Below are 25,276 nucleotides of genomic sequence, written 5' to 3'. Positions count from 1 at the left end.
TTGGGTTGTGTCGATCAGTGCGGGGTTCAGCTCTGCCGAGATTCATGAGTTCGTCATTGAGTATCACTTGTTGCCTCATGGTCAGAAGGGATCCTGGCGTGCTGCTCAGGGGGTATCGGTGCGCCAGTTGAGGCGGTGGGAAGCCACGGTGTTCGCCGGTGATCTCGACCGGGGGCTTATTCCGCGAGAAGGTAGTGGTGTGACGGTTCCCCCGGCGAAACGATCGGCGCTGGCGATGGCGCAGACGGCGAAACAGGAGCGCGACGAGGCCGAAGTGGCTCGACTACAGGCGCGGGTACGCGAGCTCGAACACGCCAACGAGGCCCTGGGAAAGCTATCGGGCTCTTGCATGCGATGAACGCCGAAGAGCCCGATGCAGCCCTGACGATGACCGATCTCGACGATTCCTCGAGCGCGAGAACGGACTCGTCGCCGAGCTGAGCGCCGCGATCAGATCCCAGCGCCAGGCGCTGACGATGATCGGGTTGTCGCGTTCGACGTGGCATTACCGCCGCAAGCCGCGGCCGCGGGTGAGTAACCCGGTGCCGCAGAAAGATCGGGCCTACCCCGCGCGCATCTGCGCGGGTGACCGCGTGGTGATCCAGGACAAGATCATCACCGGCTGGCAGGCGGGCACGTCGGTGGACCATTCGTTTGCCGCCGCTTGGGATGACGGGGTGATGCTGGCCTCACGGCGGTCCTGGTGGCGTATCGCGGCCGCGATCGTCGATCAAAGCGCTCGTCCGATCTGCCCGACCCGCTCGACGAACAAGATTCCGCGGCCGGCACCAGTACTCAAAGCGACCGGCCCGCAACAGATCTGGAGTTGGGACATCACCGACCTGCGCACCCCGTGGCGGGGCGTGGCGTTCAAGGCGTACTCGATAATTGACATCTTCTCGCAAGATCGTGGGCTGGCGCGTCGAGCAACGCGAGAGCGACGATCTCGCCACGCAGATGTTCCAGACCGCGATCACCACCCACGGGTCGCCCGCAGTCGTGCACGCCGATTCTGGGCCGGCGATGCGCTCGACGGATCTCAAAGACCTCCTCGCCGATCTCGGCATCGCTCAGACCCACAACCGGCCACGGGTCAGCAATGACAACCCGTTCTCCGAATCGGAATTCCGCACGATGAAATACCGGCCGAACTATCCCGGTATCTTCGATGATCTCGATGCCGCGCGGGCCTGGGTAAACTCCTATGTCTCCTGGTACAACCAGCACCACCGCCACAGCGGGATCGCACTGTTCACCCCGCCGAGGTCCACGACGGGCAATGGACGCAGCGGTGGCTCCAACGCGACCACGCCCTCCAGGCCTACTACGACACCCACCCCGAACGATTCCGCGCACGCCCGCACACCGAATCACCCAAGGCCACTGTGGGCATCAACCTCCCACCCGAAAACGACCCCGACCGACTCCACGCAGCTTGACAACGCCCGTCAGCGGCTGTATGCGCACCGAATTCGCAATCAGCGGATGGGCAGACCCGTCACCGCGCGACCGATGACCAGCCGCTGAATCTCGCTGGTGCCTTCGAAGATGGTGAAGATCTTGGCGTCGCGATGCATCCGCTCGACCGGATATTCACGCGTATAGCCGTTGCCACCGAGAATCTGGATCGCCTCGTCGGTGACGTAGACGGCGGTTTCGCTCGCTACGAGCTTGGCCATCGACCCCTCGGCGTTGTCAAACGGTTTGCCGTTGCGGGCCATCCAGCCCGCCCGCCACACGAGCAGGCGCGCCGCGTCGATGCGAGCTTTCATGTCGGCCAATTTGAATGCGATGGCCTGGAATTCGCCGATCTTGCGGCCGAATTGCTCGCGCTGCAATGCATAGTCCAGCGCGTACTCATACGCCGCACGGGCCACGCCGACCGCCATCGCACCGACCGTCGGGCGGGTCCGCTCGAAGGTGGCCATTGCGGCCTGGCCTTTCGAACTCTTGCCCTCGCGGACTTTCGCGATCCGTTCCTCGAATTTGTCCCTGCCACCGATGATCAGGCGGCCGGGGATGCGGACGTCGTCCAGCACGACCTCGGCGGTATGCGACGCCCTGATGCCGTGCTTGAGAAATTTCTGGCCCTGCCGGAATCCGGGGGTGTTGGGCGGGATGATGAACGACGCCTGACCGCGGCTGCCCAGCTCGGGATACACAGACGCGACGACGATGTGCACCTCGGCGATGCCGCCGTTGGTCGCCCACGTCTTCGTACCGTTGAGCACCCATTCGTCGGTGGCCTCGTCGTAGCGTGCGCGCGTCAGGATTGCACCGACATCCGAGCCGGCGCCCGGCTCCGACGAACAGAAGGAACCGACCTTGGGGTCGTCGACTGTGCCGAACATCTGTGGCAAGAACTCGGCTATCTGCTCGGGCGTTCCGCCGCCGGCCAGCGATGCGGCCGCCAGGCCAGTGCCGACGATCGACAGCGCGATTCCCGCATCGCCCCAGAACATCTCCTCGAACGCGACGAGCATGCCAAGGCCGGACGGTTCGCCCGCCTGCTCGGCGAAGAACTCCATGGAGTAGACGCCGACCTTCGCGGCCTCCTGGATGATCGGCCACGGTGTCTCTTCGCGCTCATCCCATTCGGCGGCGGCCGGCCGGATCACGTCGGTGGCAAACTCGTGGACCCAGTCGCGAATGTGGACGAGGTCGGGTGACAGTTCGAGGTCGAACGACATACCAGTATCTTACTCCGGAGTAAGATACTGCGGAAGACGTGTGTGTTCGACCTAACACTGAACGGGTAGTAGCAGTCGGGACGACGACCGGACGGTGTTCAGGCTGCTGGTGCCGACACTCGCGTGCCGGAAGTTCATGATCGCGGGTGTCTTCGGATCCTGGTCGTCGCTCGTGAGCGTGAGCCGAATGCGGTCCCCGGGAGCGAATCGGCGGGCGTTGGACACCAACGGAATCCGATACTCGACGTCTTCGCCGATGGGCACGGGCGCGAACGTGCGGCACGGCAGGACGGGCGCGCCGTCCCGGCTGGCGTCCGCGTCGATCTCGCGAAGGCTCGCCCTGAGCCATCCGGCCGTCACCTCGGTGACGGTGCCGTCCGCGGCGACATGCTCGAGTGTCGCGATCCATGCCGTATCAGACGCGGTGGCCGATGCGACGAGGCGCAGCTCCACATCGCCGACAACTTCGATGGGTTCGCTCAGCGGCGCGCTGGTCCACGAAAGCAGCGACGGCGGATCTATGGGGCTGGCCTTCACGCGGTTGAGCCCGGCGCCCAGCGTCAGGTATTCGCGACCTCCCGGGGTGCCCTCGGCGGCGTCGAGCGTGCCGTCGGCGCGCAGCGCGAATTCTCTGAGAATCGTTGCGGCGGGAGGCCACTGGTCGGCGGTGTGCCAGCCGTCGGCGCCCGGCAGCACATAGCGAATTGGGGGACCGTCCATGATGCCGGTGTCCTGGCCCTTGAGCCAGTGGTCGTACCACGCCAGCGCCTCGTGGTGCAGGCTCTCCCATGGCCACGTCAGCCCGAACCGACCTAGCAGTGCCATCCGAACATTCGGGTTGTCCGCCAACGCTTCCCATGCTGCGAACGTCGACGGCAGATGCAGGGGCACGTTCTCCCAATCGCATCCCAGATACACCGGGATGTCGACGTTCTTCAGCAGCGGCAACAGGTTTCGCGCCTCCCACCAGTCGTCGCGCATCGGATGCTTGACGACGGCGTCCAGCCAGAGGTCGTCCCAGGGATGGGTGCTGTGCGGCAGCTTGAGCAGTGCACGCATCATCGTGACCGCGGCCTCGCCGTTCATGGTCGCGAACTTGCGATGCAGGGGCGGCGTGTTGAGGACTTTGCGAGCCAGGGCGATAGCGGGGTTGCGGCGCCAGAAGGCGTCGCTGCGGTCGGACGTCAGTCCCATCATCGATAGGAACGGTGTGATGAACGACGTGCTCACCAGGCCGTGGTGAGCGGCCGCCTCGTACAGGTCCGCGGTAACCGCGACGGGAAAGATCGCCTTCAGATGCGGTGGTTTCTCCACGGCCGCCTCGAGTTGTGTCATCGCGAAGTAGCTGATGCCGATCATCCCGACATTGCCGTCGCACCAAGGCTGTGCGGCGGCCCACTCGACAAGGTCGAACATGTCCCGGCGTTCCTGCGGGTCGAAGAACCCGAAGGTGCCGCCGGAGCCGCCCGTTCCGCGGACATTGGCGATCACGTGGACGTAGCCGCGCGGCACCCAGAAGTCGGTGGCGCCGGCCTCGATGAAGCCGGCGGGCGCGCCGAAGTCCTGCATCTGACGTGGGTAGGGCGACGCCGCGATCAACGCCGGATACTTGCCGTCCGCCGCAGGGCGATGGACGTCGGCAAGAAGGGTGACGCCGTCGCGCATCGGCACGCGGACGTTGTCGTCACTGTGGATCTTGAACTGCGGCAGGCTGAGATTGCGGTAGCCGCGCCCGGTGGTCTGCGGCCCGTTCAGCTGACGTTCGATCATGAGTCTCACGCTACGTTGAAATTAGTCTCAACGCAACGTGAAACTTTTGGTAGGCTGCTGGTCGTGCCAAAGAACACACCGCCCGGACCCCGTGACGAACGGGGAGTGCTGTCCGCGCGCATCCTCGCGGCCGCCCGCGAGGAATTCGCTCACCACGGCTGGGCCGGCACGACGATCAGGGCGGTGGCGAGGGCCGCAGACGTCGACCCCGCGCTCGTCTACCACTACTTCGGTTCCAAAGAGGCGCTGCTCGACACGTCGACCAATCCGCCGCAGCGCTGGCTGGAGAGTGTCGCCCGTACGTGGACCGCGCCGGTGGGCCAGCTGGGCGAGGCGCTTCTGAGGCTGATGCTCGGTGCGTGGGCCGATGAGGAGATCGGCCCGATGCTGCGCGCGATTGTGCTCACCGCCGCCCACGACGAGGCGACGCGCGAAAAGCTGCGCCGAGTCGTCGAGAGTGGCCTGATGGGCGTGTCGCAGCTGGGCATAGACGAGCGGGATCGTCTCAAGCGAAGTGGTCTGATCTCCTCGCAGATCATGGGCTTGGCGATGATGCGGTTCGTTTGGAAGATCGAACCCGTCGCATCGATGAGCGACGACGAACTCGTCTCAACCGTCGCGCCGAACCTGCAGCGCTACATAGAGGGAGCCTGACATGACGATGGTCGAACTCGAGCCGCAGCCCAGGATCGACACGATCGTGCGCCTGCCCGCTGGCGGCGACGCGCGCCGCACCGAGTACGTCGGCACCGCGTGGTTCGACGGCAAGCCGATTATTTCGGGGCTGACGCTGCAGCGATCTCCGAACGCGCCCCGGGGCTTCCGCCGTACCTCGTTCGAGACGGCGTTCTTCGTGCCGGACAGCCTGCCGTACGACCGCGGCCAGCTCGGCGGCGCGGTGCTCAGCGCCTCGGTCACGCTTCGCGCCTCCGGAGGTGACTCGAGCGCCATCGTCGACGCGGCCGCGACTTTCGTCGACGATCCCTCGGGGACGCCGACGTGGATTCAGCTGGCGGTGCAGGCCAACATCGGCTGGCCCGCCGGCATCGGCTATCGCATCGTCGCGCTGACGCCGCTCGACGCGGTTCGGTAGCGGGCAAATGTCCACGTAGACTCGTCGGTCGAAGCTTGAGCACGACTTCAGGAAGTGAGTAGTACACGCATGAGCGGCCATTCCAAGTGGGCGACCACAAAGCACAAGAAGGCCGTCATCGACGCACGCCGCGGCAAGAACTTCGCAAAACTGATCAAGAACGTCGAAGTGGCCGCGCGAGTCGGCGGCGGTGACCCTGCCGGGAACCCGACGCTCTACGACGCGATCCAGAAGGCGAAGAAATCGTCGGTCCCGAACGACAACATCGAGCGCGCCCGCAAGCGCGGCGCCGGCGAAGAAGCCGGTGGCGCCGACTACCAGAACATCACCTACGAGGGCTACGGCCCCAACGGTGTCGCGGTGCTGGTCGAGTGCCTCACCGACAACCGCAACCGCGCCGCGGGCGAGGTGCGCGTCGCGATGACCCGCAACGGCGGCAACATGGCCGATCCCGGTTCGGTGGCGTATCTGTTCTCTCGCAAGGGCGTCGTGACCCTGGAGAAGAACGGGCAGACCGAGGATGACGTGTTGACCGCGGTGCTCGAAGCGGGCGCCGAGGAGATCAACGACCTCGACGACAGCTTCGAGATCATCTGCGAACCAACCGATCTCGTCGCCGTCCGTACCGCGCTACAGGAGGCGGGTATCGACTACGAATCCGCGGAGGCCAGCTTCCAGCCGTCGGTGACGGTACCGGTCGACCTCGACGGCGCACGCAAGGTGCTCAAGCTCGTCGACGCGCTCGAAGACAGCGACGACGTCCAGGACGTCTTCACCAACATGGACATTCCCGACGACGTCGCGGCTCAACTCGACGACGAGGGATAGCCCTCGAGGAACTCGCCGATTGCCCGCGCGGTTTCCTCGGGCTGATCGAGCATGATGAGCACCTTGGCGTCGTCGACGTAACGCAATGTGCCACCGGTCAATTCGGCCAATGCCTCGGCGTGCGCGACGGGCATCACGCGATTGCGGCTCCACAGCACCAGCACGTCGCCCGAGAAGTCGGCGAGCCGGTTGGTCGCGCGCACGAGCGAGGACTTGTCGAACCTGGTCCGTGCGTACTTGAGCAGGTCGCGGCGGATCCGCACGTCGGCGATTCCCGCATTCGTCCACGCCTCGACGATGTGTTGGGGGATGCGTTTGGCGGCCATCATGCCGAAGAGGAAGAAGCGGCGACGCAGCCAGCCGATGCGCAACTGCTGCATCGCCATCTTGACGGTCCCGGTGGTGCGGGTGCCGACCCAGGTGACCTTGCCGGGGAACCCGGGAGGGAAGTTGTCGAAGGCCTCTGACGGGCAGATCACGAGTCGGGCGATGCGTTTGTCGCGACCGACGTCGGTGAGGAACAGCGGACCGCCCCAGTCGGACACCACGAGCGTGACGTCGGTGAGATCCAGTGCGTCGAGGAAATCAGCGACGACGTCGACCATGCCCGGCATCGTCAGGTCGGCATCCTCGCGCATCGGGATGCGGTGCCCGCCGATCGGCAGCACCGGCAGCACGTAGCGGTAGCCGGCCGGCAGGTGCGGTAGGGCGAGGTCCCACTGTGTGTCGTTCATCAGCAGACCGTGCAACAGCACCACCGGCGGGCCGTCCGGGTCGCCTTCCTCGCGGTATTCGATGCTCCCGGCGGAAACGACAAGCTCCATCTTTTTCCCCTGATTAGAACGTTGATTCTAGAACGTATGCTCTAGTGTGTCGGCAGGAGACGTCAATGGCAAGATCCACGCGCGAAGCAATCCTCACCGCCGCCGCAGAGCTGATGCGGCACCGCGGGTACGCGGCGGTGGGCATGAAAGACATCGCCCACGCGTCGGGTGCGCCGATCGGCTCGCTGTACCACCACTTCCGAGGGGGCAAGGTTCAGATCGCGCGTGAAGCTCTGATCAACGCGGGAGCGGCGTACGGGCTACTCATCCCGACGCTCATCGACGAGTACAACGACCTCGGCCAGGCGATCGAGGGCGTCTTTGCACAAGCCGCCGAGGATATGGCCAGCACCGGCTTTGCCAATATGTGCCCGGTCGCGAGCGTGGCGGCCGAGGTCGCCGACACAGTGGCGGAGCTGCGCGAGACCTCGGCGTCCGTGTTCAGCGGCTGGATCGAGGGCGGCGCCGCGTACTTCGCCGCTCGCGGACTCGATGGCGCGAGGGCCCGCGACGTGACGTTGGCGATCATCGGGGCCCTCGAAGGCGCCTTCGTGGTGGCGCGCACGCTGCGCAGTACCGAGCCGTTGCTCGCGGCGGGGCGGACGCTGGCGCCGCACTACCGCGGCGTGACGCTGGCCAGGGCCTCAGCCGCGGCCGTTGGACCGCGCTAGGTCGTCCTCGTACTCGTCGGCGTGATCGTCGAAGGCGCGGGCGCGCGCTTCGGCCTCGGGGCTGCCGGAGAACATGCCCGACGCCACCCGAGGCGTCGTGCCCTCCTCATCGTCGCTGCGCACCCTGGATTCGGCGGGCGCGGCCGGCTCGATGAGCTGGATCGGCCGCACCTGCCTGTGCTGCACCCAATCGACCATGCCCTCGCGCACCGCACATCGCAGGTCGAACAGTGCACCGGCGTTCGGGGCGCTGACCACGATGCGCACGCGGACCATGCCGCCGACGGCATCGGTCACCTGGAGGACACCGCGACGGCCGTCCCACAACTCGCTCTCGGCGAGCAAGCGGTCCAGTTCGGCACGCATGTCGTTGAACGGTACGGAGAAGTCGACGTCGAACTCGACTGTGCCCATGATCTCGGTGTCGCTGCGGGTCCAGTTCTCGAACGGCTCGGTCGTGAAGTAGGTGGACGGCAGCACGAGTCGACGTTCATCCCACAGTCGCACCACGACATAGCTGAGGGTGATCTCCTCGATGCGGCCCCACCATTGGCCGTTCTCGAGCTGGACCACATCGCCGACGCGGATGGCGCCGGAGAACGCGATCTGCATCCCCGCAAAGAGTGCGCCGAGCGAGGTCTGCGCGGCGAGACCCGCGACCACGGACAGCAGGCCGGCCGAGGCGAACACCGTGGCGCCGATGTTGGAGAACGACGGAAAGGTCATCAGGATCGCCGCGCCGCCGAGGATCACGACGACGGCGATGGCGAGTCGACGCAGCACCGTCACCTGGGTGCGGACGCGTCGCCACCGGCGGTCGGCGTCGGAGATCTCCTCGCCGCCGCCGCCGTAACGGGCGATCATGCGCCGTTCTGCGACCCGCACCAGGCCGACGACCAGCCAGGTGAGGCTGACGATCAATAGGATCAGCAGGGTGTGGTCCACCCATCCGCGCCACGAGTCGGCGGGGTCCGATGTGCGTCGCACCGCGATCGCCGCGGCGAGGACCATGAGCGCGGCGCGCGCCGGGAGACGAGTGAGCACCTCGATGTCTCTGAGAAGGGCGCTGCGACGGCTGGCCCGCGTCAGCAGCCAGGTGAGGATCACCCCGACCACGTAGACGGCGGCCACGGCACCTGCCGCCCACGCCAACGTCATGGCGAGATTTGTCGCGGTCTCCAGTTTCTGGTCGTCGGGCATATGTGTGAAATCAGCTCCACGGATTGGGGGACGGTTCTCTCGCGACGCTAGCGACGGTTGCAGGACTAGTCACATCGCCGCGTCGCGACAAACGGCTTCAATCGCGCGGAATGCCCGGTCCGCCACGCAAAATAACTGTTCGTGGCAGTTCTCACAGATCCCAACGGCACCGTCTGGTCGATCAACCGGCGGCTGTGGCCGTTCCCAGGCGACGCGCTTGACCTCTCATTCGGCCTGTTCGAGGTGGTCATCGGCATTGTGTTCGCGCTGCTGTGGCCCTTCTGGCTACTGGCCAAATTCTGCGGTGTGAGGTGGGTGATCACCGTCGAACGCAACGGCCATCAGGTGGGCCGAGAGCTCGTACGCGGATGGAACGGATCCAAGCGCCGCGTCAACGAGATCGCACGCGAGGTCGCTTCCGGCGGACGTTCAGGGCACATGGTGATCTAGCCGTGAGAAACGCGTCGATTCGCCGCCGCACCGGGCGGTCCGCCCGGTGATGGGGCGTGTCGAGCCCCTGAGGTGTCCGCTGCCGGAGTTAAGCTCCTTCGAACAGGTGTTCACAGGCAAGGAGCTGCCACGTGCGGGTGATGGGTGTCGACCCTGGGTTGACGCGGTGCGGGCTGTCCGTCATCGAGGGCGGCACCGGTCGTCGGGTCATCGCGCTGGACGTCGACGTGGTCCGCACTCCGTCCGACGAGCCGCTGCATCGTCGGTTGCTCACCATCAGCGACACCGTCGAGTACTGGATGGACACCCACCGGCCCGACGTCATCGCGATCGAGCGAGTATTCGCCAACCAGAACGCGAACACGGCGATGGGCACGGCGCAGGCCGGCGGTGTCATCGCGCTTGCCGCCGCCAGGCGTGACATCGACGTGCATTTCCACACACCCAGCGAGGTGAAAGCCGCCGTCACCGGAAACGGTCGGGCCGACAAAGCGCAGGTCACCACGATGGTCACCAAAATCCTTGCCCTGCAGGCGAAACCGACGCCCGCCGATGCGGCCGACGCGCTGGCATTGGCGATCTGTCATTGCTGGCGGGCTCCGATGATCGCGCGGATGGCCGCGGCCGAGGCCATGGCGGCCGAGCAGAAACGCAAGTACCAGGCCACGATCAAGGCGAAGGCAAAGGCGGCACGATGATTGCATCCGTTCGCGGGGAGGTCCTCGACATCGCTCTCGACCATGTTGTCATCGAGGCCGCGGGCGTCGGCTACAAAGTGATGGCGACGCCGACCACGCTGGCGACGCTGCACCGCGGCGACGAGGCCCGGCTCATCACCGCGATGATCGTGCGCGAGGATTCGATGACGCTGTACGGCTTTTCGGACGCCGACGCCCGCAACCTGTTTCTGACGCTGCTCGCGGTGTCCGGTATCGGGCCCAGCATCGCGTTGGGCGCGCTGGCGATGTACGACGGGCCCACGCTGCGGCGCGCCATCGCCGACGGCGACATCACGGCGCTCACTCGCATCCCGAAGGTCGGCAAGAAGACCGCTGAGTTGATGGCGCTGAGCCTGCGCGACAAGATGGGCGCCGTCACGCCGTCGGGGGCCGTTGCGATGAACGGCCACACCGTGCGCGGACCTGTCGTGGAAGCGCTTGTCGGCCTTGGCTTTGCGCTCAAGCAGGCCGAGGAGGCCACCGACAAGGTGCTCGCCAATGAACCCGAGGCCACCCAGACGACGGCATTGCGCTCGGCCCTGTCGATGTTGGGTAAGAAATGAATCGGTTCGAGGACGAGGAATCGGACGACCGCGAGGTCACTCCGGCGCTGACAGTCGGCGAGGGGGATATCGACGCCAGCCTTCGGCCGCGTTCGCTCGGGGAGTTCATTGGTCAGCCCCGGGTCCGCGAGCAACTGCAGCTGGTTCTCGAGGGTGCCAAGAACCGCGGTGGCACACCGGATCACATCCTGCTGTCGGGCCCGCCGGGGCTGGGCAAGACTTCGCTGGCGATGATCATCGCCGCCGAGCTCGGCACCTCGCTGCGGGTCACCTCCGGACCGGCGCTGGAACGGGCGGGCGACCTGGCGGCCATGCTGTCGAACCTCGTCGAGCACGACGTGCTGTTCATCGACGAGATCCACCGCATCGCCAGGCCCGCCGAAGAAATGCTGTACCTCGCGATGGAAGACTTCCGCGTCGACGTCGTGGTCGGGAAGGGACCGGGCGCGACGTCCATTCCGCTCGAGGTAGCCCCGTTCACGCTCGTCGGCGCCACCACCCGCTCGGGTGCCCTGACGGGCCCCCTGCGTGACAGGTTCGGCTTCACCGCGCACATGGACTTCTACGAGCCAGCGGAACTCGAGCGGGTGCTGACGCGGTCGGCCGGCATCCTCGGTATCGAGCTGCAGGGCGACGCAGCCACCGAGGTCGCGCGGCGCTCGCGCGGCACACCGCGTATTGCCAACCGATTGTTGCGACGGGTTCGCGACTTCGCCGAGGTCCGGGCCGACGGTGTCATCACCCGTGACATCGCGAAGTCCGCCCTGGCGGTCTACGACGTCGACGAGCTGGGGTTGGACCGCCTCGACCGCGCCGTATTGTCCGCGCTGACACGCAGTTTCGGTGGTGGCCCCGTCGGAGTGTCGACACTGGCGGTCGCGGTGGGGGAGGAGGCCACTACGGTCGAGGAGGTGTGCGAGCCGTTCTTGGTGCGTGCCGGCATGATCGCCCGTACGCCGCGCGGCCGCGTCGCCACCGCTCAGGCCTGGACTCATCTCGGAATGACACCCCCGGCCGGAGCGACCGGTTTCGGGCAGCCGGGCCTGTTCGAATAGGAGACAGTGACATGGGATTCGCGGGACTCTTCTTCGCCGGTCTGGCCGCCTTGTTGCACGTCTACATCTGGGTGATGGAGTCACTGACGTGGACCTCGGCCAGGACCAGGGCCACCTTCGGCACCACCGAGGAGGAGGCGTTGGCCACCAAGGAACTGGCGTTCAACCAGGGTTTCTACAACCTGTTCTTGGCGATCGTCACGCTAGCGGGCATCGTCATCGGCGGACTCGGTCACAACTACGTCGGGCTTGCGCTCATCTTTGCAGGCACCGGTTCCATGCTTGCCGCTGCGCTGGTGCTGCTGGTGTCCTCGCCCGACAAAGCTCGCGCTGCCATCACGCAAGGCATCCTGCCGTTGATCGCGATCGTGCTCTTGAGCATCGGGCTGACGCTTTGAGCCCGCCGTACTACCTACAGCAGACCCAACAGCTGCAGGTCGGTGACGTACTTGACGATGATCTCGGCCGTGACGTGCGGAATGTCCTTGTCCGGGCCGATTTTCGCGTCCTGCACCGCGGCGCGGAATCGGTCGGTCGTCGCGAAGGAACCGAGAAGCGGCTTGGCGGGCTGCGCGTAGCTGTGGAGCAACGGCAACAGCGAAGCCTGACGCCGGCGGTCGGGTAGACCCCGCATGCCCATCTCGAACCGCTGCAGCCATTCTCCGTAGTCCGCGACGCGGTCGATCGGATAGCCGGCATCGACCAGCCAGTCCACGAACTCGTCGAGACCGAGGCCGTCGTCGTGCGGGTTCATCACGTGGAAGGTCTCGAACCCGTAGCTGTGGTGTGCCCCTAGCGTGGAGATCGCATCGGCGATGAAATCGACTGGTAGACCATCGTAGTGGGCTCGCTGGCGATGGCCCGCGGCGTCCAGCTCGTAGAACGAACCCGGTGCGATCCCGGTGGCCACCAGGCTGAGCATCAGCCGGGTGAACATATCGGGCACGTTGAGCTGGCCGGCGTACTTCGGCTCCGCGAGGATCATGTCGCACCGGAACACCTCGACCGGCAGACCGCTCAGATCGTGAGCTTCGCGCAGCAGCACCTCACCCGCCCACTTGCTGTTTCCGTAACCGTTGGCGTAGCTGTCGTTGACCACGCGCGTCGCGCTGATCTGGCGCACGTCGGCGTCCTCGACGAATGCCGACGGCTCGATCTGATCGCCGACACCGACGGTCGACAGGTAGACGAACGGCTTCAACTTCGAGGTCAGCGCCAGCCGGATCAGCTCCGCGGTGCCGACGACGTTGGGACCGAACAACTGGTCGTAGGGCAGGACGTGGTTGACCAGTGCGGCCGGATCCACGATCAGGTCGACGGTGTCGGCCAGCCGCTGCCAGGTCGTTTCGTCGAGCCCTAGACCGGGTTCGCCTTTGTCGCCCGCGAGCACCTCCAAATGCCCTGCAGCCAAACGCCGGTAGTGATCGAGCAGGGCGGGATCGCCGCTGTCGAAGGTTTCGTCCAGGCGCTGCCGCGCCGTGGCGTCGTCCTTGGCGCGCACCAGGCTGATCACCTTGCCGCCGACGAGGCTCATCCGTTCCAGCCAGTCCAGGGCGAGATAGCGGCCGAGGAAACCGGTCGCGCCCGTCAGCAACACGGTGCGCACCTCCTGGCTCGGGTAGGGCAGTGCAGGTGCGTTCGCCAGCGTGTGGGCATCGAGGAACTTGCCCAGCGTCAGATCGCGGGCATGGATCTCCGTGGCTGCGCGACCGTGGACGGACGCGAACGTCGGGCGGGTGCTACCGGAGCGTTCTGTTTCGATGTATTCGGCCAGCGCCCCAAGGTCGTTGGCGGGGCTGACGATCACGCCCACCGGAACCTCGACAAAGAAGATGTCATGTAGCAGGTTCGCAAACGTCAATGCCGACAACGAATCCCCGCCCAGATCGGTGAAGTGCGCATCGGGTGACAAGTCCGCCGCCGCGCTACCCAACAGCGCGGCGGCCGCCCGGGTGACCGTCTCGATCACCGGGCGAGTCGCGCCACCCTGCCGCAGCTCGCGCAGCTCGGCCGCCTGACCCTGAGCAAGATCCTCGTACAGTCCCTCCAGCTGGGGGCCGTAAATCTCCTTCAGCTTGGGTCGTGCCAGCTTGCGGATGCCGGTCAGCAGACCATTCTCGAGCGTGAACGCCGTTGTCTCCAAGATGAAGTCGCGCGGCACCTCGAACGACTGGAGATCCTCCGCCTTGGCGACATCAGCCAGCGACTCGCCGATCAGTGCGCGCAGTTCGGACGTGTCGTGCTGGGACAACGCCTCGGGCGTGGGCACGATCACGGCCAACAAGTAGGACCGGGCGCTGTTGCCGTAGATGTAGATCTGCCGCACCAGCGGGCTGGTTTCGAAGACCGCTTCCAGCTTGGAGGCGGTGACGAACTCGCCTTGAGACAGCTTGAGCACGAAGTTGCGCCGATCGACGTACTGCAATCGATCAGGCCCGAGTTCGGCCACGACGTCGCCGGTCCGGTAGAAGCCCTCCTCGTCGAACACCTCGGCGGTGACTTCGGGACGCCTGTAGTACCCGGGAAACATGTTGACGGTCTTGATCAGCAGTTCGCCTCGGGGATAAGGACGATCGGTACTGAAATAGCCGAGGTCCGGCACATCCACCAGCTTGTAATCGATGACCGGCGGACGCTGCACTTTGCCGTCGAGGAAGACCCCGCCGGCCTCGGTCGAGCCGTAGCCGTCAAGCAGTTCGAGGTCCAGGAACGACTCGACCCACATCTTCAGATCCGACGACGTGGGAGCCGATCCGGTAACCGCGGTGAGATAACGATTGCCGATCATCTGCGTCCGCACTTCGTCGATGAACTCCGCGTCCGATTTCGTGTCGGTGGCCTCGGCGGCACGACGATCGACCCGGCTGTGCACCTCGGCGGACAACATGTCCCAGACGCGAGGCACGAAAGACAGGTGCGTGGGCCGCACCAGGGCGAGGTCTTCGAGGAAGGTCGACAGGTCGCTCTTGGCCGCGAAGTAGCCTGTGCCGCCGTGGGATAGCGCACCGAAGAGACCCGATCGACCCATGACATGGCTCATCGGCATGAAGCTCAGCACGATCGACGGTTCGACGCTGTCGGCCCAACCCCAGCTCGCCGGACGCCACAATTTTCCGGTCATCTCACGGGTGTAGATGGCGCCCTTGGGCGCACCGGTGCTGCCGGACGTGTAGATCAGAAGCGCCATATCGTCGGTGTCACGATGGGCCTCAGGCCTGGCGGGCAACGTTTTTCCGCGCTCCAACGCATCCTGCAAGGTCTCCACCGCGACGGTGCTCTCGGCTTCGGCGAGCCGTGCGCGCACGGCGTCGTACGCCTCGCGGTGGTCGGTGATCGCTGGGTCGTAGTCGAAGACAACGAGGGTGGACGGCGCATGGCCGGACAGGACGAGTTCGGCTGCGTCGTCGACGTAGTCGATGCTCGACGCGATGACGGCAGGCTCGGTCTCGGTGACGATGGGTCGCAGTGCCGTCAGCGGGGCACTTGTCTGAAGCGGCACCGCGACGGCGCCCAACGGAATGGTCGCGACGTCGATGACCGTGTAGTCGATGCTGCCGAATCCTAGGATCGCCACGCGGTCACCGGGGTGCACATCGGTCAGCGCCCTGGTCAACGAGCCGATGCGGTCGTCCAGTTCGCGATACGTGATGGTGTTGTAGTGGGGCAGAAGCGTGGCGGAGGTGCGACCTCGACGGTCTTCGACGTAGTCGACGGCGCGCTCCCCGAGGGCGGGACGGTCGGCGTAGGCCGTAAGCACGGTGCGCACGACGGCATCCAGCGACAGCCCGGGATCTTCGATCGCCCGGCTGACGGCCGGATCGGGTTTGGCCGCGGCGAACTGGGGGTCGGTCGCGGTGAGGTCTGCGATGCGTCGCGCGAGGCGCTCTTCACGAGTATCAGTGGACATCGAGGAACCCTTCGATAACACAGATGATTGGGTCGGGCGCTGCGTCGAGCCCACTGATAGAAATATCGTTAGCAAAGCTAAAGCTATTCCGTCAGGCTGCTGGCAGTTGGCTGTGAGGCCGACGGTCAGCAGGTAGAACGACCGCCGGCGCGTCGTGGCTTTCGTCACAGCTCGTCGGGCTGTTTCGGGGCCACGACACTGCGGGTTACGCGGCCCACCGTTCGGGTATCCCGACCCACATGACTGACACGCGAGTTCGGACCCGCGGCGGACGCCTCCATATGCGGCGCAGTCGCGGCGCAATGAGCGGATTACTCCTGATCCTGCTGGGCGCTTTCGGTGCGCTCATCCCATTCGTCGGCCCGTACTTCGACTTCGCCTTCAGTCCGGACGCGGCGTGGGCGTGGACGGATGCCCGCGGATGGCTACAGGTATTGCCCGGCGCGGTCGCCGTCGTCGGCGGTCTGCTGCTGCTGGTGTCCCGTAACCGCGCGACGGCGATGCTCGGCGCCTGGCTTGGCGCAATCGCAGGCGTATGGTTTGTCGTCGGTCGGGCGGCGGCGAGACTCTTGGCCATCGGGGACGCCGGAGCGCCCGTGGCGGCGACGGAGACCAAGTCCGTGGCGCTGGAGTTGGCGTACTTCTACGGGCTTGGCGCGTTGATCGTTTTCGTCGGCGCGGCGGCGGTGGGCCGCATCTCCGTTCGCAGCGTGCGTGACGTCGAGTACGTCGACACCCCGGCCGCTGCGGACGTGCAGCCGCAGCCCGCGTACTCGGACACCGACGAGGTCACCGAGATTCAGCCGACGGGGACCGACACCGGTCGGCACCGCAGCTGGCGTGACACGTTCGGCAAGCGCACCGCCGTCCGCTAGTCCAGCGCGAAATAGGTTTCACATTTTGTGGGCCCTATTTTTCCGCGTCGCGAGGGACCTGAGCCGAATATGCCTTGTGCCAAGCTCTGAGCGAAATTGTCGCTCAACTACTACAGCTAAGTTCGAAGTCGCCGACATTGTCGCTCTGAGCTTGGCATCACACATGTCCCTTACCCAGCCGGTCTCGGCCTGCGCTGGGCGGCAGGCTGCGGGCCCACCGACGCCTAGCTCCGCGAGTCCTTCGGGTCGAGGTCGTCGAGCAGGCGCTGCATCGTGGTCGTCATCTGCGCGAAGTTCTTCTCGCCGACGACCTTTGACCAACGTTTCTCGATGTCGGCGACGCGACCACCCGCGTCGGCCATCAGCGACTGCCCCCGCTTGGTCAGGTCGATGAGCTTCGCGCGACCGTCGGCGGGGTCGGGCCGCCGGATCAGATAGCCCAGATCGACGAGGTCGTTCACGATTTCTGAGGTGGCCGCGAGGCTGAGTTGCGCGCGGTCGGCCAGTTCGGTGAGACGAATGCCGCCCATTCGGATATTGCCGAAGATCTGAAAATGCGTCTCGCGCACGTCGCCGTATCCGGCTTCCGCGCGTGGCGCGGCGAGGTCATTACGAAACTCTCGCAACAACCTGACCAGCAGCTGCCCGATCGCCAGACGATCGGGCGCCGGATCTCTTGACGCGGCCATGTTTGATGAGGATACTACGGATACCGAAGTTTCGGTTTCCGAAGTAAAAGAGGGCACGGCGATGAACACCTTCAGTCCGAATCTCGTCAGCACCGACCTCGGCCGGCTGCACGTCCGACGCAGCGGGACGGGCCCGCCGGTGGTGTTGTGGCACAGCCTTTTCGTCGACTCGCGATCCTGGGGTTCATTGGCGGATGACTTGGCCCGGGACCACACGGTGTACAGCATTGACGGGCCGTCACACGGGAAAAGCGAGGCCGTGCGGCGCGATTTCACGTTCGCCGAACTCGTCGTCGCCGCCGAACAGGCCCTCGACCGCCTCGGACTGACCGAACCCGTCGACTGGGTGGGCAATGCGTGGGGAGGTCACGTCGGAATTCGGCTAGCCACCGGATCGCGGCTGCGGACGTTGACCACCATCGGCACACCGGTGCAGGGGTTCAATTTGCGGGAGAAGTTCACGATGGCATGGCCACTCGTCGAGATCTACCGGTTCACCGGGCCGAGCGGATTCATCATGACGCAGCTGTTCGACTCTTTGCTCGGGAGGGAATCGATCGCTGCTCAGCCGGAACTGGCCGAGACGATCATGGCATCATTCCGCGACGCTGACCGCAAGGCCATGTTCCACGCGATGCGGTCGATGATGCTGAAGCGCACCGGCATCGAGGATCTACTGCCGAGCATCAAGGTGCCGACGCTGGTGATGTCCGTGCGCGACGACGTCACCGGATGGCGTCCTGACGAGGCGCGACGAACCTGTGCCGTCATACCGAACTGCCGTGTCGAGGAGGTTGCGGGCACCGGCCACATGTCGCCACTGCTGATCGATCGCGAACTGGTCCTGCGATCGATCACGGAATTTCTCGACCGCGAAATGGAATTCCAGCAGCGAAAGTGCGACTAGCGACCTGCTGGAATGCCATTTCGCAAAGTCCGCTTAGCCGGTGAAGGCCATCACGTGCTTGATGCGCGTGTAGTCCTCGAAGCCGTACATCGACAGGTCCTTGCCGTGGCCCGACGACTTGTACCCGCCGTGCGGCATCTCGGCGACCAGCGGGATATGCGTGTTGATCCATACGCAACCGAAGTCCAGTGCCGCGGAAACCCGCAGTGCTCGGGACACGTCCTTGGTCCACACCGATGACGCCAGGCCGTATTCGGTTCCGTTGGCCCACGCGATCGCCTCGTCCTCATCGGAGAACGACTGCACCGTGATCACCGGGCCGAAGATCTCCTGCTGAACCAGCCGGTCGTCCTGGCGAAGGCCGCCGATGACCGTTGGCGCCACGTAGAAACCCTTGTCGCCCTGACGTTCTCCACCTGCAGCCACATTCGCGTGCGACGGCACATCGGTGAAGAACGACAGCACCCGCTCCATCTGGTTGACGTTGTTGACCGGCGGCACCCACGCGTCCTCGTCGTCGGAGGCCTTGCCGAACGTCGTCGTGGCGCCGCGCGCCTGCTCGGCGAGCGCATCGGTCAGGTCCGACGCCACCTTCGACGTCGCCAGCACACGGGTTGCCGCCGTGCAGTCCTGACCCGCGTTGAAGTATCCGGCCGTCGCGATTCCCTCTGCGGCGCTGGCGATGTCGCTGTCATCGAACACGATCACCGGCGCCTTGCCGCCCAGCTCCAGGTGCGTGCGCTTCAGGTGCCCACCCGCACTCACGGCGACCGCGCGCCCCGCAGCCACCGAGCCCGTGATCGACACCATCTCCGGCGTCGGATGCGCGACCACCGCAGCGCCGGTATTCCGGTCGCCGCACACGACGTTCAGCACACCCGGCGGGAAGTGCTTGGCCGCTATCTCGGCGAGCATGACGGTTGTGACGGGCGTGGTGTCGCTGGGCTTGATGACGACTGTGTTGCCCGCGGCGATGGCCGGACAGAACTTCCAGATCGCCATCATCATGGGGTAGTTCCACGGTGATACCTGGCCGATCACACCGACCGGCTCGCGACGAATCCACGATGTGTGATTCTCCATATACTCACCGGCGGACTTGCCCTCCAACATCCTTGCCGCACCGGCGAAGAAGCGAATCTGGTCGACCATCGGCGGAATCTCTTCGGCCGTGGTGACATGGTTCGGCTTCCCCGTGTTGCGGCCCTCGGCCTCGACGAGCGCCTGGGCGTTGCGCTCCACGTCGTCGGCAAAATCGAGCAGTGCCTTCTGACGGTTGGACGGGGTCGTGCGCTTCCAGTCCTTGAATGCCTTCGACGCCGCGGCATACGCGTTGTCGATGTCGGCCTCATTGGAAATGGGTGCGGTGGCGTACTCCTCGCCGGTGCTCGGATCGACGAGCGGCATCGTGGCGCCGCTGACGGAGTCGACGGGTTCGCCGCCAATGAAATTCTGGACCTTGGTCACAGCGTGAACTTCCTTTCTTTTAAAGGTCTTTGAGGACAAGTGCCAGAACATCGAGACCTTCGACGAGAAGGTCGTCGCTGATGGTCAGCGGTGGCAAAAACCGCAGCACGTTGCCAAATGTGCCGCAGGACAACACGATCACGCCCGCGGCGTGGCAGCCGCCGCACAGCGCTTTGGTCAGGTCGGCATCGGGCTCGGTGGTGCCGGACTTCACCAGCTCCATCGCGATCATGGCGCCGCGGCCGCGTACGTCGCCGATCCGGTCATCCTCGGCCTGCAGCCGTCCGAGTCGATCCTTCATCAGAGCTTCGATCTGCTGCGCCCGCTCGACGAGCCCGTCGGCCTGGATCGTCTCGATGGTCGCCAGCGCCGCCGCGCACGCGACCGGATTGCCGCCGTAGGTACCGCCGAGCCCGCTGACATGTGGCGCGTCCATGATCTCGGCGCGCCCGGTCACCGCGGACAGCGGCATGCCGTCGGCGATGCCCTTGGCGGTGACGATCAAATCGGGTTCGATGCCCTCGTGTTCGCACGCGAACATCGCCCCGGTGCGGGCGAACCCGGTCTGTACCTCGTCGGCGATGAACACGACGTTGTTCTTGCGGCACCAGTCCAGCAGCGCGGGCAAAAAGCCGTCGGCGGGCACGATGAAGCCGCCCTCACCCTGGATGGGTTCGATGATGACCGCGGCCAGGTTGTCGGCACCGACCTGCTTGTCCATCACTGCGATGGCACGCTTGGCCGCCAGCTCACCGTCGGTGGCCATCTCCTTGCCGAATTCTGCGTCGCGGAACGGATACGACAGCGGTGCTCGGTAGATCTCCGGTGCGAACGGGCCGAAGCCGTGCTTGTAGGGCATCGACTTCGCGGTCAACGCCATGGTCAGGTTGGTCCGGCCGTGATACGCGTGGTCGAACGACACCACCGCCGATTTCCGGGTGTACGTTCGCGCGACCTTGATCGCGTTCTCCACCGCTTCGGAGCCCGAGTTGAACAGTGCCGACCTTTTGTCGTCGCTGCCGGGCGTGAGCCGGTTGAGCTGCTCGGCGACCGCGACGTAGCCCTCGTAGGGCGTGATCATGAAACATGTGTGGGTGAATCTAGCGGCCTGATCCTGCACCGCCGCCACGACGGCCGGCGACGAGTTTCCGATGGTGGTCACTGCGATGCCCGACCCCAGATCGATGAGTCGATTGCCGTCGACATCCTCGACGATGCCGCCGAATGCACGCGACGCGTACACCGGCATGGTGTTGCCCACCGCCCGGGACACCGCGGCGGTCTTCCTGTCGATCAGCGCTTGTGAAAGCGGGCCGGGTATCTCGGTGGCGAGATATCGGCTCTGCTCGACGGTGCTCAAATCCGCCTCCTGACGTAGGTTCGGCGCACGACGCGCCGCGGTTCGAGCCTAGTCGGGAGCGCACCGATCCGATTGAAAACTCTGCGAGGTTACAGCGGAATCGTCGGTCATCACAGATTGAGGCAACGGATTTCGTCGCCATCGCTCAATCCCGGTCGTGATGGCACACCGCTTCGAGCATCAGCCCCCAGGGGTCGAGCCAGAACGTCGCGAAATAGGGCGGGGGATATTGCGGAAATACCTGCGGCCGCTGCAGGACCTCGCCGCCGAATCGTGGGATCAACGTCGCGGCGACGAGTTCGTGAATCTCGCGCACGAGGGATCGGGAACGCACGATGAACGCCAGATGCTGAAGGCCGGTCCGGTGCCTGGAGTACTGCGAGGCCTCGGCCGACGGATAGAAGAACAGGTATGTCCCCGGCTTGCCGCCCGCGGGACGATAGGCGAACTCGTCGGACGCCGTGAGGAACTCGTCGAATCCCAGCAGCGGCATGAGCGTGTCGTAGTAGGTCTTGGACACACTCAGATCGGGAACATTGATGCCGAGGTGCCCGAGCACTACAGGACGCTAACACTGCGCCGGGGCGACGGGGGCCTCGGTCATCTGCGCCCGCAATGGCACACTGGTCACTGACGAAGCGCCTGACCTGCCGGTCTGCGCTGTGACACCGAGACCGAGACGAAAGACAGTTGCTGCCATGGATCTGGTCATCTTCCTGCCGCTCATCATCATCATGGGCGCGTTCATGTTCTTCGCGTCGCGCCGACAGAAGAAGGCGATGCAGGCCACCATCGATCTGCACGAATCGCTGCAGATCGGGGATCGCATCCACACCACGTCGGGTCTGGAAGGCACGATCACTGGCATCGGCGACGACACCATCGACCTGGAGATCGCGCCCGGCGTGGTCACCACGTGGATGAAGCTCGCCGTGCGCGACAAGATCGGACCGGACACCGACGACGACGAGGATTTCGAAGACGTCGACGACGAGGCATCGACGGCGACCGAAATCACCGAAAGCCCGAACACCAAGGACTGAGGGCTGACTACTCAGGCTGAGCACGTACCCTTTGCGGTGCTGACGAACTGATCTCGAGGAGACCCTAGAAACGTGGCATCGCCTTCTACGCCGGTGCACCCTGCCCGCTACCTTGCGCTGTATCTGGTACTGCTGGTCGGCGCATACCTGCTGGTTTTCCTGACGGGGGACAAGCAGGCCGAGCCGAAGCTCGGCATCGATCTGCAGGGCGGAACCCGGGTAACGCTCACCGCTCGCACGCCGGACGGCTCTCGTCCCACCCGTGACGCACTCAACCAGGCACAGACGATCATCAACGATCGCGTCAACGGTCTCGGTGTGTCGGGATCCGAAGTCATCATCGACGGCGACAACCTCGTCATCACGGTTCCGGGTAACGAGAGCAGCGAGGCCCGCAACCTCGGCCAGACGGCCCGGCTGTACATCCGACCGGTGATTCACGCGATGCCTTCCGCCGCAGCACAGCCACAACAGCCGCCCACCGAGGAACCACAGGGAGCCCCTCCGGGTGCACCCGGCGCACCAGGAGCCATCCCCGGACTACCAGGCGCCCCAGCAGCGCCAGGAGAACCCGGCGCCCAGGTGCTTCCGCCGGGCGCGGCCGAGCAGCCGGTAGCACCGCCCGCGCAGTCGCCCGCGCCGCAACCGCGTCCGTACCCGGTGGAGCCGCCGGCCCAGCCTGCACCCGAGCCGCCGGCGCCGCCGCAACCGACGCCGCCGCCGGGGCAGGAGCCGGCACCCGGGACGCAGGCACCCGGCCCACCACCTGGTGACGTTCCGCTTTCGCAGCGCATCGCCGACGAGAAGGAACTTCGCCAGAGCACCGATCAGCAGATCCAGATCCTGGCGCTGCAGTTCCAGGCGACCCGCTGCGGCGAGGACGATGTGTTGGCCGGTAACGACGACCCGAACCTGCCGCTGGTCACGTGCTCGCAAGACGGCAACGAGGTCTACCTGCTCGACAAGTCGATCATCAGCGGTGAGCAGATCGAGAACGCGAGTTCGGGCTTCGATCAGCAGCAAGGCATCTACCTCGTCGACCTCCAGTTCAAGGGCGACGCCACCAAGACCTGGGCGGATTTCACCGCGGCCAACGTCGGCACTCAGACCGCGTTCGTGCTGGACTCCCAGGTGGTCAGCGCCCCCGAGATTCGCGAGCCGATTCCCGGCGGACGTACCCAGATCAGCGGTCAGTTCACCGAGCAGACGGCGCGTGAGCTCGCCAACGTGCTGAAGTACGGTTCGCTGCCGCTGTCGTTCGAGTCGTCGGAGGCTGAAACCGTGTCGGCGACCTTGGGTTTGACGTCGCTGCGGGCCGGCTTGATCGCGGGTGCGGTCGGTCTGGCCGCGGTGCTCCTCTATTCGCTTCTCTACTACCGAATTCTGGGCGTGCTGATCGCGCTGTCGCTCGTCGCGTCGGGCGCGATGGTCTACGCGCTCCTCGTGCTCCTGGGCAGATACATCGGCTACACGCTTGACCTCGCTGGTATTGCCGGTTTGATCATCGGTATCGGTATGACCGCAGACTCCTTCGTCGTGTTCTTCGAACGCATCAAGGATGAGATTCGCGACGGTCGATCGTTCCGCTCGGCGGTGCCCCGTGGTTGGAACAGAGCGCGTAAGACGATTCTGTCCGGCAACGCGGTCACGTTCCTGGCCGCCGCCGTCCTGTATGTCCTGGCGGTCGGCCAGGTGAAGGGCTTCGCGTTTACCTTGGGCCTGACGACGATCCTCGACGTGGTGGTGGTGTTCCTCGTGACGTGGCCGATGGTCTACATCGCGTCGAAGTCGCCGACCATGGCGAAGCCCAAGCTGAACGGTCTCGGCGCGGTGCAGCAGATCGCCCGCGAGCGACGCGCGGCCGCACACGTGACGGGACGAGGGTAGCGACATGGCCGCCAGGCATAAGGACAACAAAGACGTGGACGACGTGTTGACCGAAGCCGTCGAGGCGCCCGAACTCGAGAGCGAGACGCCGCGGCACGGGTTCTTCACCCGGCTCTACACCGGCACCGGCGCGTTCGAGGTCGTCGGCAAGCGCAAGCTGTGGTTCACGATCAGCGGCTTGATCGTTGCTGTGTGCATCGCCAGCATGCTGATTCGCGGCTTCACGTTCGGCATCGACTTCGAGGGCGGCACCAAGGTGTCCATGCCTGCGCAGACCGCCAGCGGCACCGTCACCACCCAGCAGGTCGAGGACGTGTTCAGCCGGGCGCTGGGCAAAGACAGCGACAACGTTGTCATCGTCGGCAGCGGCGATTCGGCCACCGTGCAGATTCGCTCGGAAACCCTCGACAACGTTGAGATCGAAGCGCTGCGCACGGCGATGTTCGACGCGTTCCAGCCCCGCGGACCCGACGGCCAGCCCGACAAGAACGCCATCAGCGACTCCGCGGTGTCGGAGACCTGGGGCGGTCAGATCACCGAGAAGGCGCTCATCGCCCTCGTCGTGTTCCTCGCGCTGGCCGCCGTCTACATCACCGTGCGATACGAGCGCTACATGGCCATCGCCGCGTTGGCGACGCTGGTGTTCGACCTGGTCGTCACCGCCGGTGTCTATTCCATCGTCGGCTTCGAGGTCACGCCCGCGACGGTCATCGGGTTGCTGACCATCCTCGGTTTCTCCCTTTACGACACCGTGATCGTGTTCGACAAGGTCGAGGAGAACACCCACGGATTCGAGCACACCACCCGCCGGACGTTCGCGGAGCACGCCAACCTGGCGGTCAACCAGACCTTCATGCGGTCGATCAACACCAGCGTGATCTCGGTGCTGCCGATCCTGGCGCTGATGGTGATCGCGGTCTGGCTGCTGGGCGTCGGCACGCTGATGGACCTGGCGCTCGTCCAGCTGGTCGGTGTGATCGTCGGGACGTATTCGTCGATCTATTTCGCCACGCCGCTGCTCGTGACGCTGCGGGAGCGCACCACGCTGGTGCGCAACCACACCCGCCGGGTGCTGAACCGCCGCAAGGGAAGTGCCGCGAAACTTTCGGACTCCGGCGAGGACGACGGTGCGACGCCGGTGAAGGCGGCCGTCCCATCGCAGGCGACGAGCACGACTCCGCCACCGGACAAGCCGGCGCCCGGCGCGCGGCCGGTTCGGCCGACGGGCAGCCGGGCCGGACGACCGTCGGGTAAGCGCGACGCCCGGCGGCGGTAGCC

Annotated in this window: 25 protein-coding genes; 16 read left to right on the top strand and 9 right to left on the bottom strand. The window is 65.5% G+C overall.

Annotation, left to right across the window (positions count from 1 at the left end; all coding sequences use genetic code 11):
* The first annotated feature begins 7 nt into the window (after positions 1 to 7).
* Together G6N36_RS06860 and G6N36_RS06855 are read left to right on the top strand one after the other, a co-directional pair.
* Positions 8 to 358 (top strand): hypothetical protein, encoded by a 351-nt coding sequence (locus tag G6N36_RS06860; RefSeq protein WP_235689985.1) that lies wholly within the window; start codon positions 8 to 10, stop codon positions 356 to 358.
* A gap of 530 nt (positions 359 to 888) precedes the next feature.
* Complete coding sequence (locus tag G6N36_RS06855) at positions 889 to 1,527, top strand: integrase core domain-containing protein (protein ID WP_163685813.1); 639 nt, start codon at positions 889 to 891, stop codon at positions 1,525 to 1,527.
* Here G6N36_RS06855 and G6N36_RS06850 read toward each other — a convergent pair.
* Together G6N36_RS06850 and G6N36_RS06845 are read right to left on the bottom strand one after the other, a co-directional pair.
* Complete coding sequence (locus G6N36_RS06850) at positions 1,479 to 2,690, bottom strand: acyl-CoA dehydrogenase family protein (RefSeq protein WP_163685812.1); 1,212 nt, start codon at positions 2,688 to 2,690, stop codon at positions 1,479 to 1,481. The genes G6N36_RS06855 and G6N36_RS06850 overlap by 49 nt on opposite strands.
* Positions 2,691 to 2,741: 51 nt before the next feature.
* A complete protein-coding gene (locus G6N36_RS06845) occupies positions 2,742 to 4,460 on the bottom strand; it encodes a CocE/NonD family hydrolase (protein WP_163685811.1) in 1,719 nt (572 codons plus the stop codon).
* Positions 4,461 to 4,523: 63 nt separating this feature from the next.
* Between G6N36_RS06845 and G6N36_RS06840 the strand changes: the two genes are divergently transcribed.
* From G6N36_RS06840 to G6N36_RS06830, 3 genes are all read left to right on the top strand, one after another.
* Positions 4,524 to 5,114 (top strand): TetR/AcrR family transcriptional regulator, encoded by a 591-nt coding sequence (locus G6N36_RS06840; RefSeq protein WP_235689984.1) that lies wholly within the window; start codon positions 4,524 to 4,526, stop codon positions 5,112 to 5,114.
* A 1-nt stretch (position 5,115) separates the two neighbouring features.
* Positions 5,116 to 5,553, top strand: coding sequence for a hypothetical protein (locus G6N36_RS06835; RefSeq protein WP_163685810.1), 438 nt, complete (start codon positions 5,116 to 5,118; stop codon positions 5,551 to 5,553).
* A 69-nt stretch (positions 5,554 to 5,622) separates the two neighbouring features.
* A complete protein-coding gene (locus G6N36_RS06830; RefSeq protein WP_163685809.1) occupies positions 5,623 to 6,381 on the top strand; it encodes a YebC/PmpR family DNA-binding transcriptional regulator in 759 nt (252 codons plus the stop codon).
* Here G6N36_RS06830 and G6N36_RS06825 read toward each other — a convergent pair.
* Complete coding sequence (locus G6N36_RS06825) at positions 6,360 to 7,205, bottom strand: alpha/beta fold hydrolase (protein WP_163685808.1); 846 nt, start codon at positions 7,203 to 7,205, stop codon at positions 6,360 to 6,362. The two genes, G6N36_RS06830 and G6N36_RS06825, sit on opposite strands and share 22 nt — an antisense overlap.
* A 65-nt stretch (positions 7,206 to 7,270) precedes the next feature.
* Between G6N36_RS06825 and G6N36_RS06820 the strand changes: the two genes are divergently transcribed.
* Positions 7,271 to 7,876 carry a TetR/AcrR family transcriptional regulator gene (locus G6N36_RS06820; RefSeq protein ID WP_163685807.1) on the top strand — a complete coding sequence of 202 codons (606 nt, stop codon included), beginning with the start codon at positions 7,271 to 7,273 and terminating at the stop codon, positions 7,874 to 7,876.
* On the opposite strand, the gene G6N36_RS06815 is transcribed toward G6N36_RS06820, so the two are convergent.
* Positions 7,850 to 9,076 carry a mechanosensitive ion channel family protein gene (locus G6N36_RS06815; protein WP_163685806.1) on the bottom strand — a complete coding sequence of 409 codons (1,227 nt, stop codon included), beginning with the start codon at positions 9,074 to 9,076 and terminating at the stop codon, positions 7,850 to 7,852. The two genes, G6N36_RS06820 and G6N36_RS06815, sit on opposite strands and share 27 nt — an antisense overlap.
* Positions 9,077 to 9,217: 141 nt before the next feature.
* On the opposite strand from G6N36_RS06815, the gene G6N36_RS06810 reads away from it, so the two are divergent.
* From G6N36_RS06810 to G6N36_RS06790, 5 genes are all read left to right on the top strand, one after another.
* Positions 9,218 to 9,526, top strand: coding sequence for a hypothetical protein (locus G6N36_RS06810; RefSeq protein WP_163685805.1), 309 nt, complete (start codon positions 9,218 to 9,220; stop codon positions 9,524 to 9,526).
* A 131-nt stretch (positions 9,527 to 9,657) separates the two neighbouring features.
* On the top strand, positions 9,658 to 10,224 hold the full coding sequence (gene ruvC, locus G6N36_RS06805; protein ID WP_163685804.1) for a crossover junction endodeoxyribonuclease RuvC: 567 nt from the start codon (positions 9,658 to 9,660) through the stop codon (positions 10,222 to 10,224).
* The gene (ruvA, locus tag G6N36_RS06800; RefSeq protein WP_163685803.1) at positions 10,221 to 10,808 is read left to right on the top strand and encodes a Holliday junction branch migration protein RuvA; all 588 of its coding nucleotides are present in this window, start codon (positions 10,221 to 10,223) and stop codon (positions 10,806 to 10,808) included. The genes ruvC and ruvA overlap by 4 nt, the downstream gene beginning before the upstream one ends.
* On the top strand, positions 10,805 to 11,863 hold the full coding sequence (gene ruvB, locus G6N36_RS06795; RefSeq protein ID WP_163685802.1) for a Holliday junction branch migration DNA helicase RuvB: 1,059 nt from the start codon (positions 10,805 to 10,807) through the stop codon (positions 11,861 to 11,863). The genes ruvA and ruvB overlap by 4 nt, the downstream gene beginning before the upstream one ends.
* A gap of 11 nt (positions 11,864 to 11,874) precedes the next feature.
* Positions 11,875 to 12,261, top strand: coding sequence for a DUF1304 domain-containing protein (locus G6N36_RS06790; protein WP_163685801.1), 387 nt, complete (start codon positions 11,875 to 11,877; stop codon positions 12,259 to 12,261).
* Positions 12,262 to 12,275: 14 nt separating this feature from the next.
* Here the strand turns inward: G6N36_RS06790 and car are convergent, their stop codons facing one another.
* Positions 12,276 to 15,770: a carboxylic acid reductase gene (gene car, locus G6N36_RS06785; RefSeq protein ID WP_163685800.1), complete on the bottom strand. Its 3,495-nt coding sequence runs from the start codon at positions 15,768 to 15,770 to the stop codon at positions 12,276 to 12,278.
* Positions 15,771 to 16,009: 239 nt separating this feature from the next.
* Here car and G6N36_RS06780 point away from each other — a divergent pair, with 239 nt between their 5' ends.
* Positions 16,010 to 16,645, top strand: a complete 636-nt coding sequence (locus G6N36_RS06780; RefSeq protein ID WP_163685799.1) for a hypothetical protein — start codon at positions 16,010 to 16,012, stop codon at positions 16,643 to 16,645.
* Between the two features lie 224 nt (positions 16,646 to 16,869).
* Here G6N36_RS06780 and G6N36_RS06775 read toward each other — a convergent pair whose 3' ends face one another.
* Entirely contained in the window at positions 16,870 to 17,334 is a 465-nt protein-coding gene (locus tag G6N36_RS06775) for a MarR family winged helix-turn-helix transcriptional regulator (RefSeq protein ID WP_163685798.1), read from the bottom strand.
* 61 nt (positions 17,335 to 17,395) lie between these two features.
* Between G6N36_RS06775 and G6N36_RS06770 the strand changes: the two genes are divergently transcribed.
* Positions 17,396 to 18,241: an alpha/beta fold hydrolase gene (locus tag G6N36_RS06770; RefSeq protein WP_163685797.1), complete on the top strand. Its 846-nt coding sequence runs from the start codon at positions 17,396 to 17,398 to the stop codon at positions 18,239 to 18,241.
* Positions 18,242 to 18,274: 33 nt separating this feature from the next.
* On the opposite strand, the gene G6N36_RS06765 is transcribed toward G6N36_RS06770, so the two are convergent.
* From G6N36_RS06765 to G6N36_RS06755, 3 genes are all read right to left on the bottom strand, one after another.
* Positions 18,275 to 19,708 carry a gamma-aminobutyraldehyde dehydrogenase gene (locus G6N36_RS06765; protein WP_163685796.1) on the bottom strand — a complete coding sequence of 478 codons (1,434 nt, stop codon included), beginning with the start codon at positions 19,706 to 19,708 and terminating at the stop codon, positions 18,275 to 18,277.
* A gap of 19 nt (positions 19,709 to 19,727) precedes the next feature.
* Positions 19,728 to 21,068: a 4-aminobutyrate--2-oxoglutarate transaminase gene (gene gabT, locus G6N36_RS06760; RefSeq protein WP_163685795.1), complete on the bottom strand. Its 1,341-nt coding sequence runs from the start codon at positions 21,066 to 21,068 to the stop codon at positions 19,728 to 19,730.
* Between the two features lie 145 nt (positions 21,069 to 21,213).
* Entirely contained in the window at positions 21,214 to 21,627 is a 414-nt protein-coding gene (locus G6N36_RS06755; protein ID WP_163685794.1) for a VOC family protein, read from the bottom strand.
* A 139-nt stretch (positions 21,628 to 21,766) separates the two neighbouring features.
* On the opposite strand from G6N36_RS06755, the gene yajC reads away from it, so the two are divergent.
* The 3 genes from yajC (at position 21,767) to secF (ending at position 25,274) form a co-directional block, all read left to right on the top strand.
* Positions 21,767 to 22,111 carry a preprotein translocase subunit YajC gene (gene yajC, locus G6N36_RS06750; protein WP_163685793.1) on the top strand — a complete coding sequence of 115 codons (345 nt, stop codon included), beginning with the start codon at positions 21,767 to 21,769 and terminating at the stop codon, positions 22,109 to 22,111.
* Between the two features lie 72 nt (positions 22,112 to 22,183).
* Positions 22,184 to 23,998, top strand: coding sequence for a protein translocase subunit SecD (gene secD / locus G6N36_RS06745; protein ID WP_163685792.1), 1,815 nt, complete (start codon positions 22,184 to 22,186; stop codon positions 23,996 to 23,998).
* A 4-nt stretch (positions 23,999 to 24,002) separates the two neighbouring features.
* Entirely contained in the window at positions 24,003 to 25,274 is a 1,272-nt protein-coding gene (gene secF / locus G6N36_RS06740; protein WP_163685791.1) for a protein translocase subunit SecF, read from the top strand.
* The last annotated feature ends 2 nt before the right edge of the window (positions 25,275 to 25,276 follow it).

The organism is Mycolicibacterium gadium (assembly GCF_010728925.1).
Lineage (GTDB): Bacteria > Actinomycetota > Actinomycetes > Mycobacteriales > Mycobacteriaceae > Mycobacterium > Mycobacterium gadium.
The sequence above is the reverse complement of the archived record's forward strand: the minus strand, read 5'-3'. Positions and strand labels throughout refer to the sequence as shown.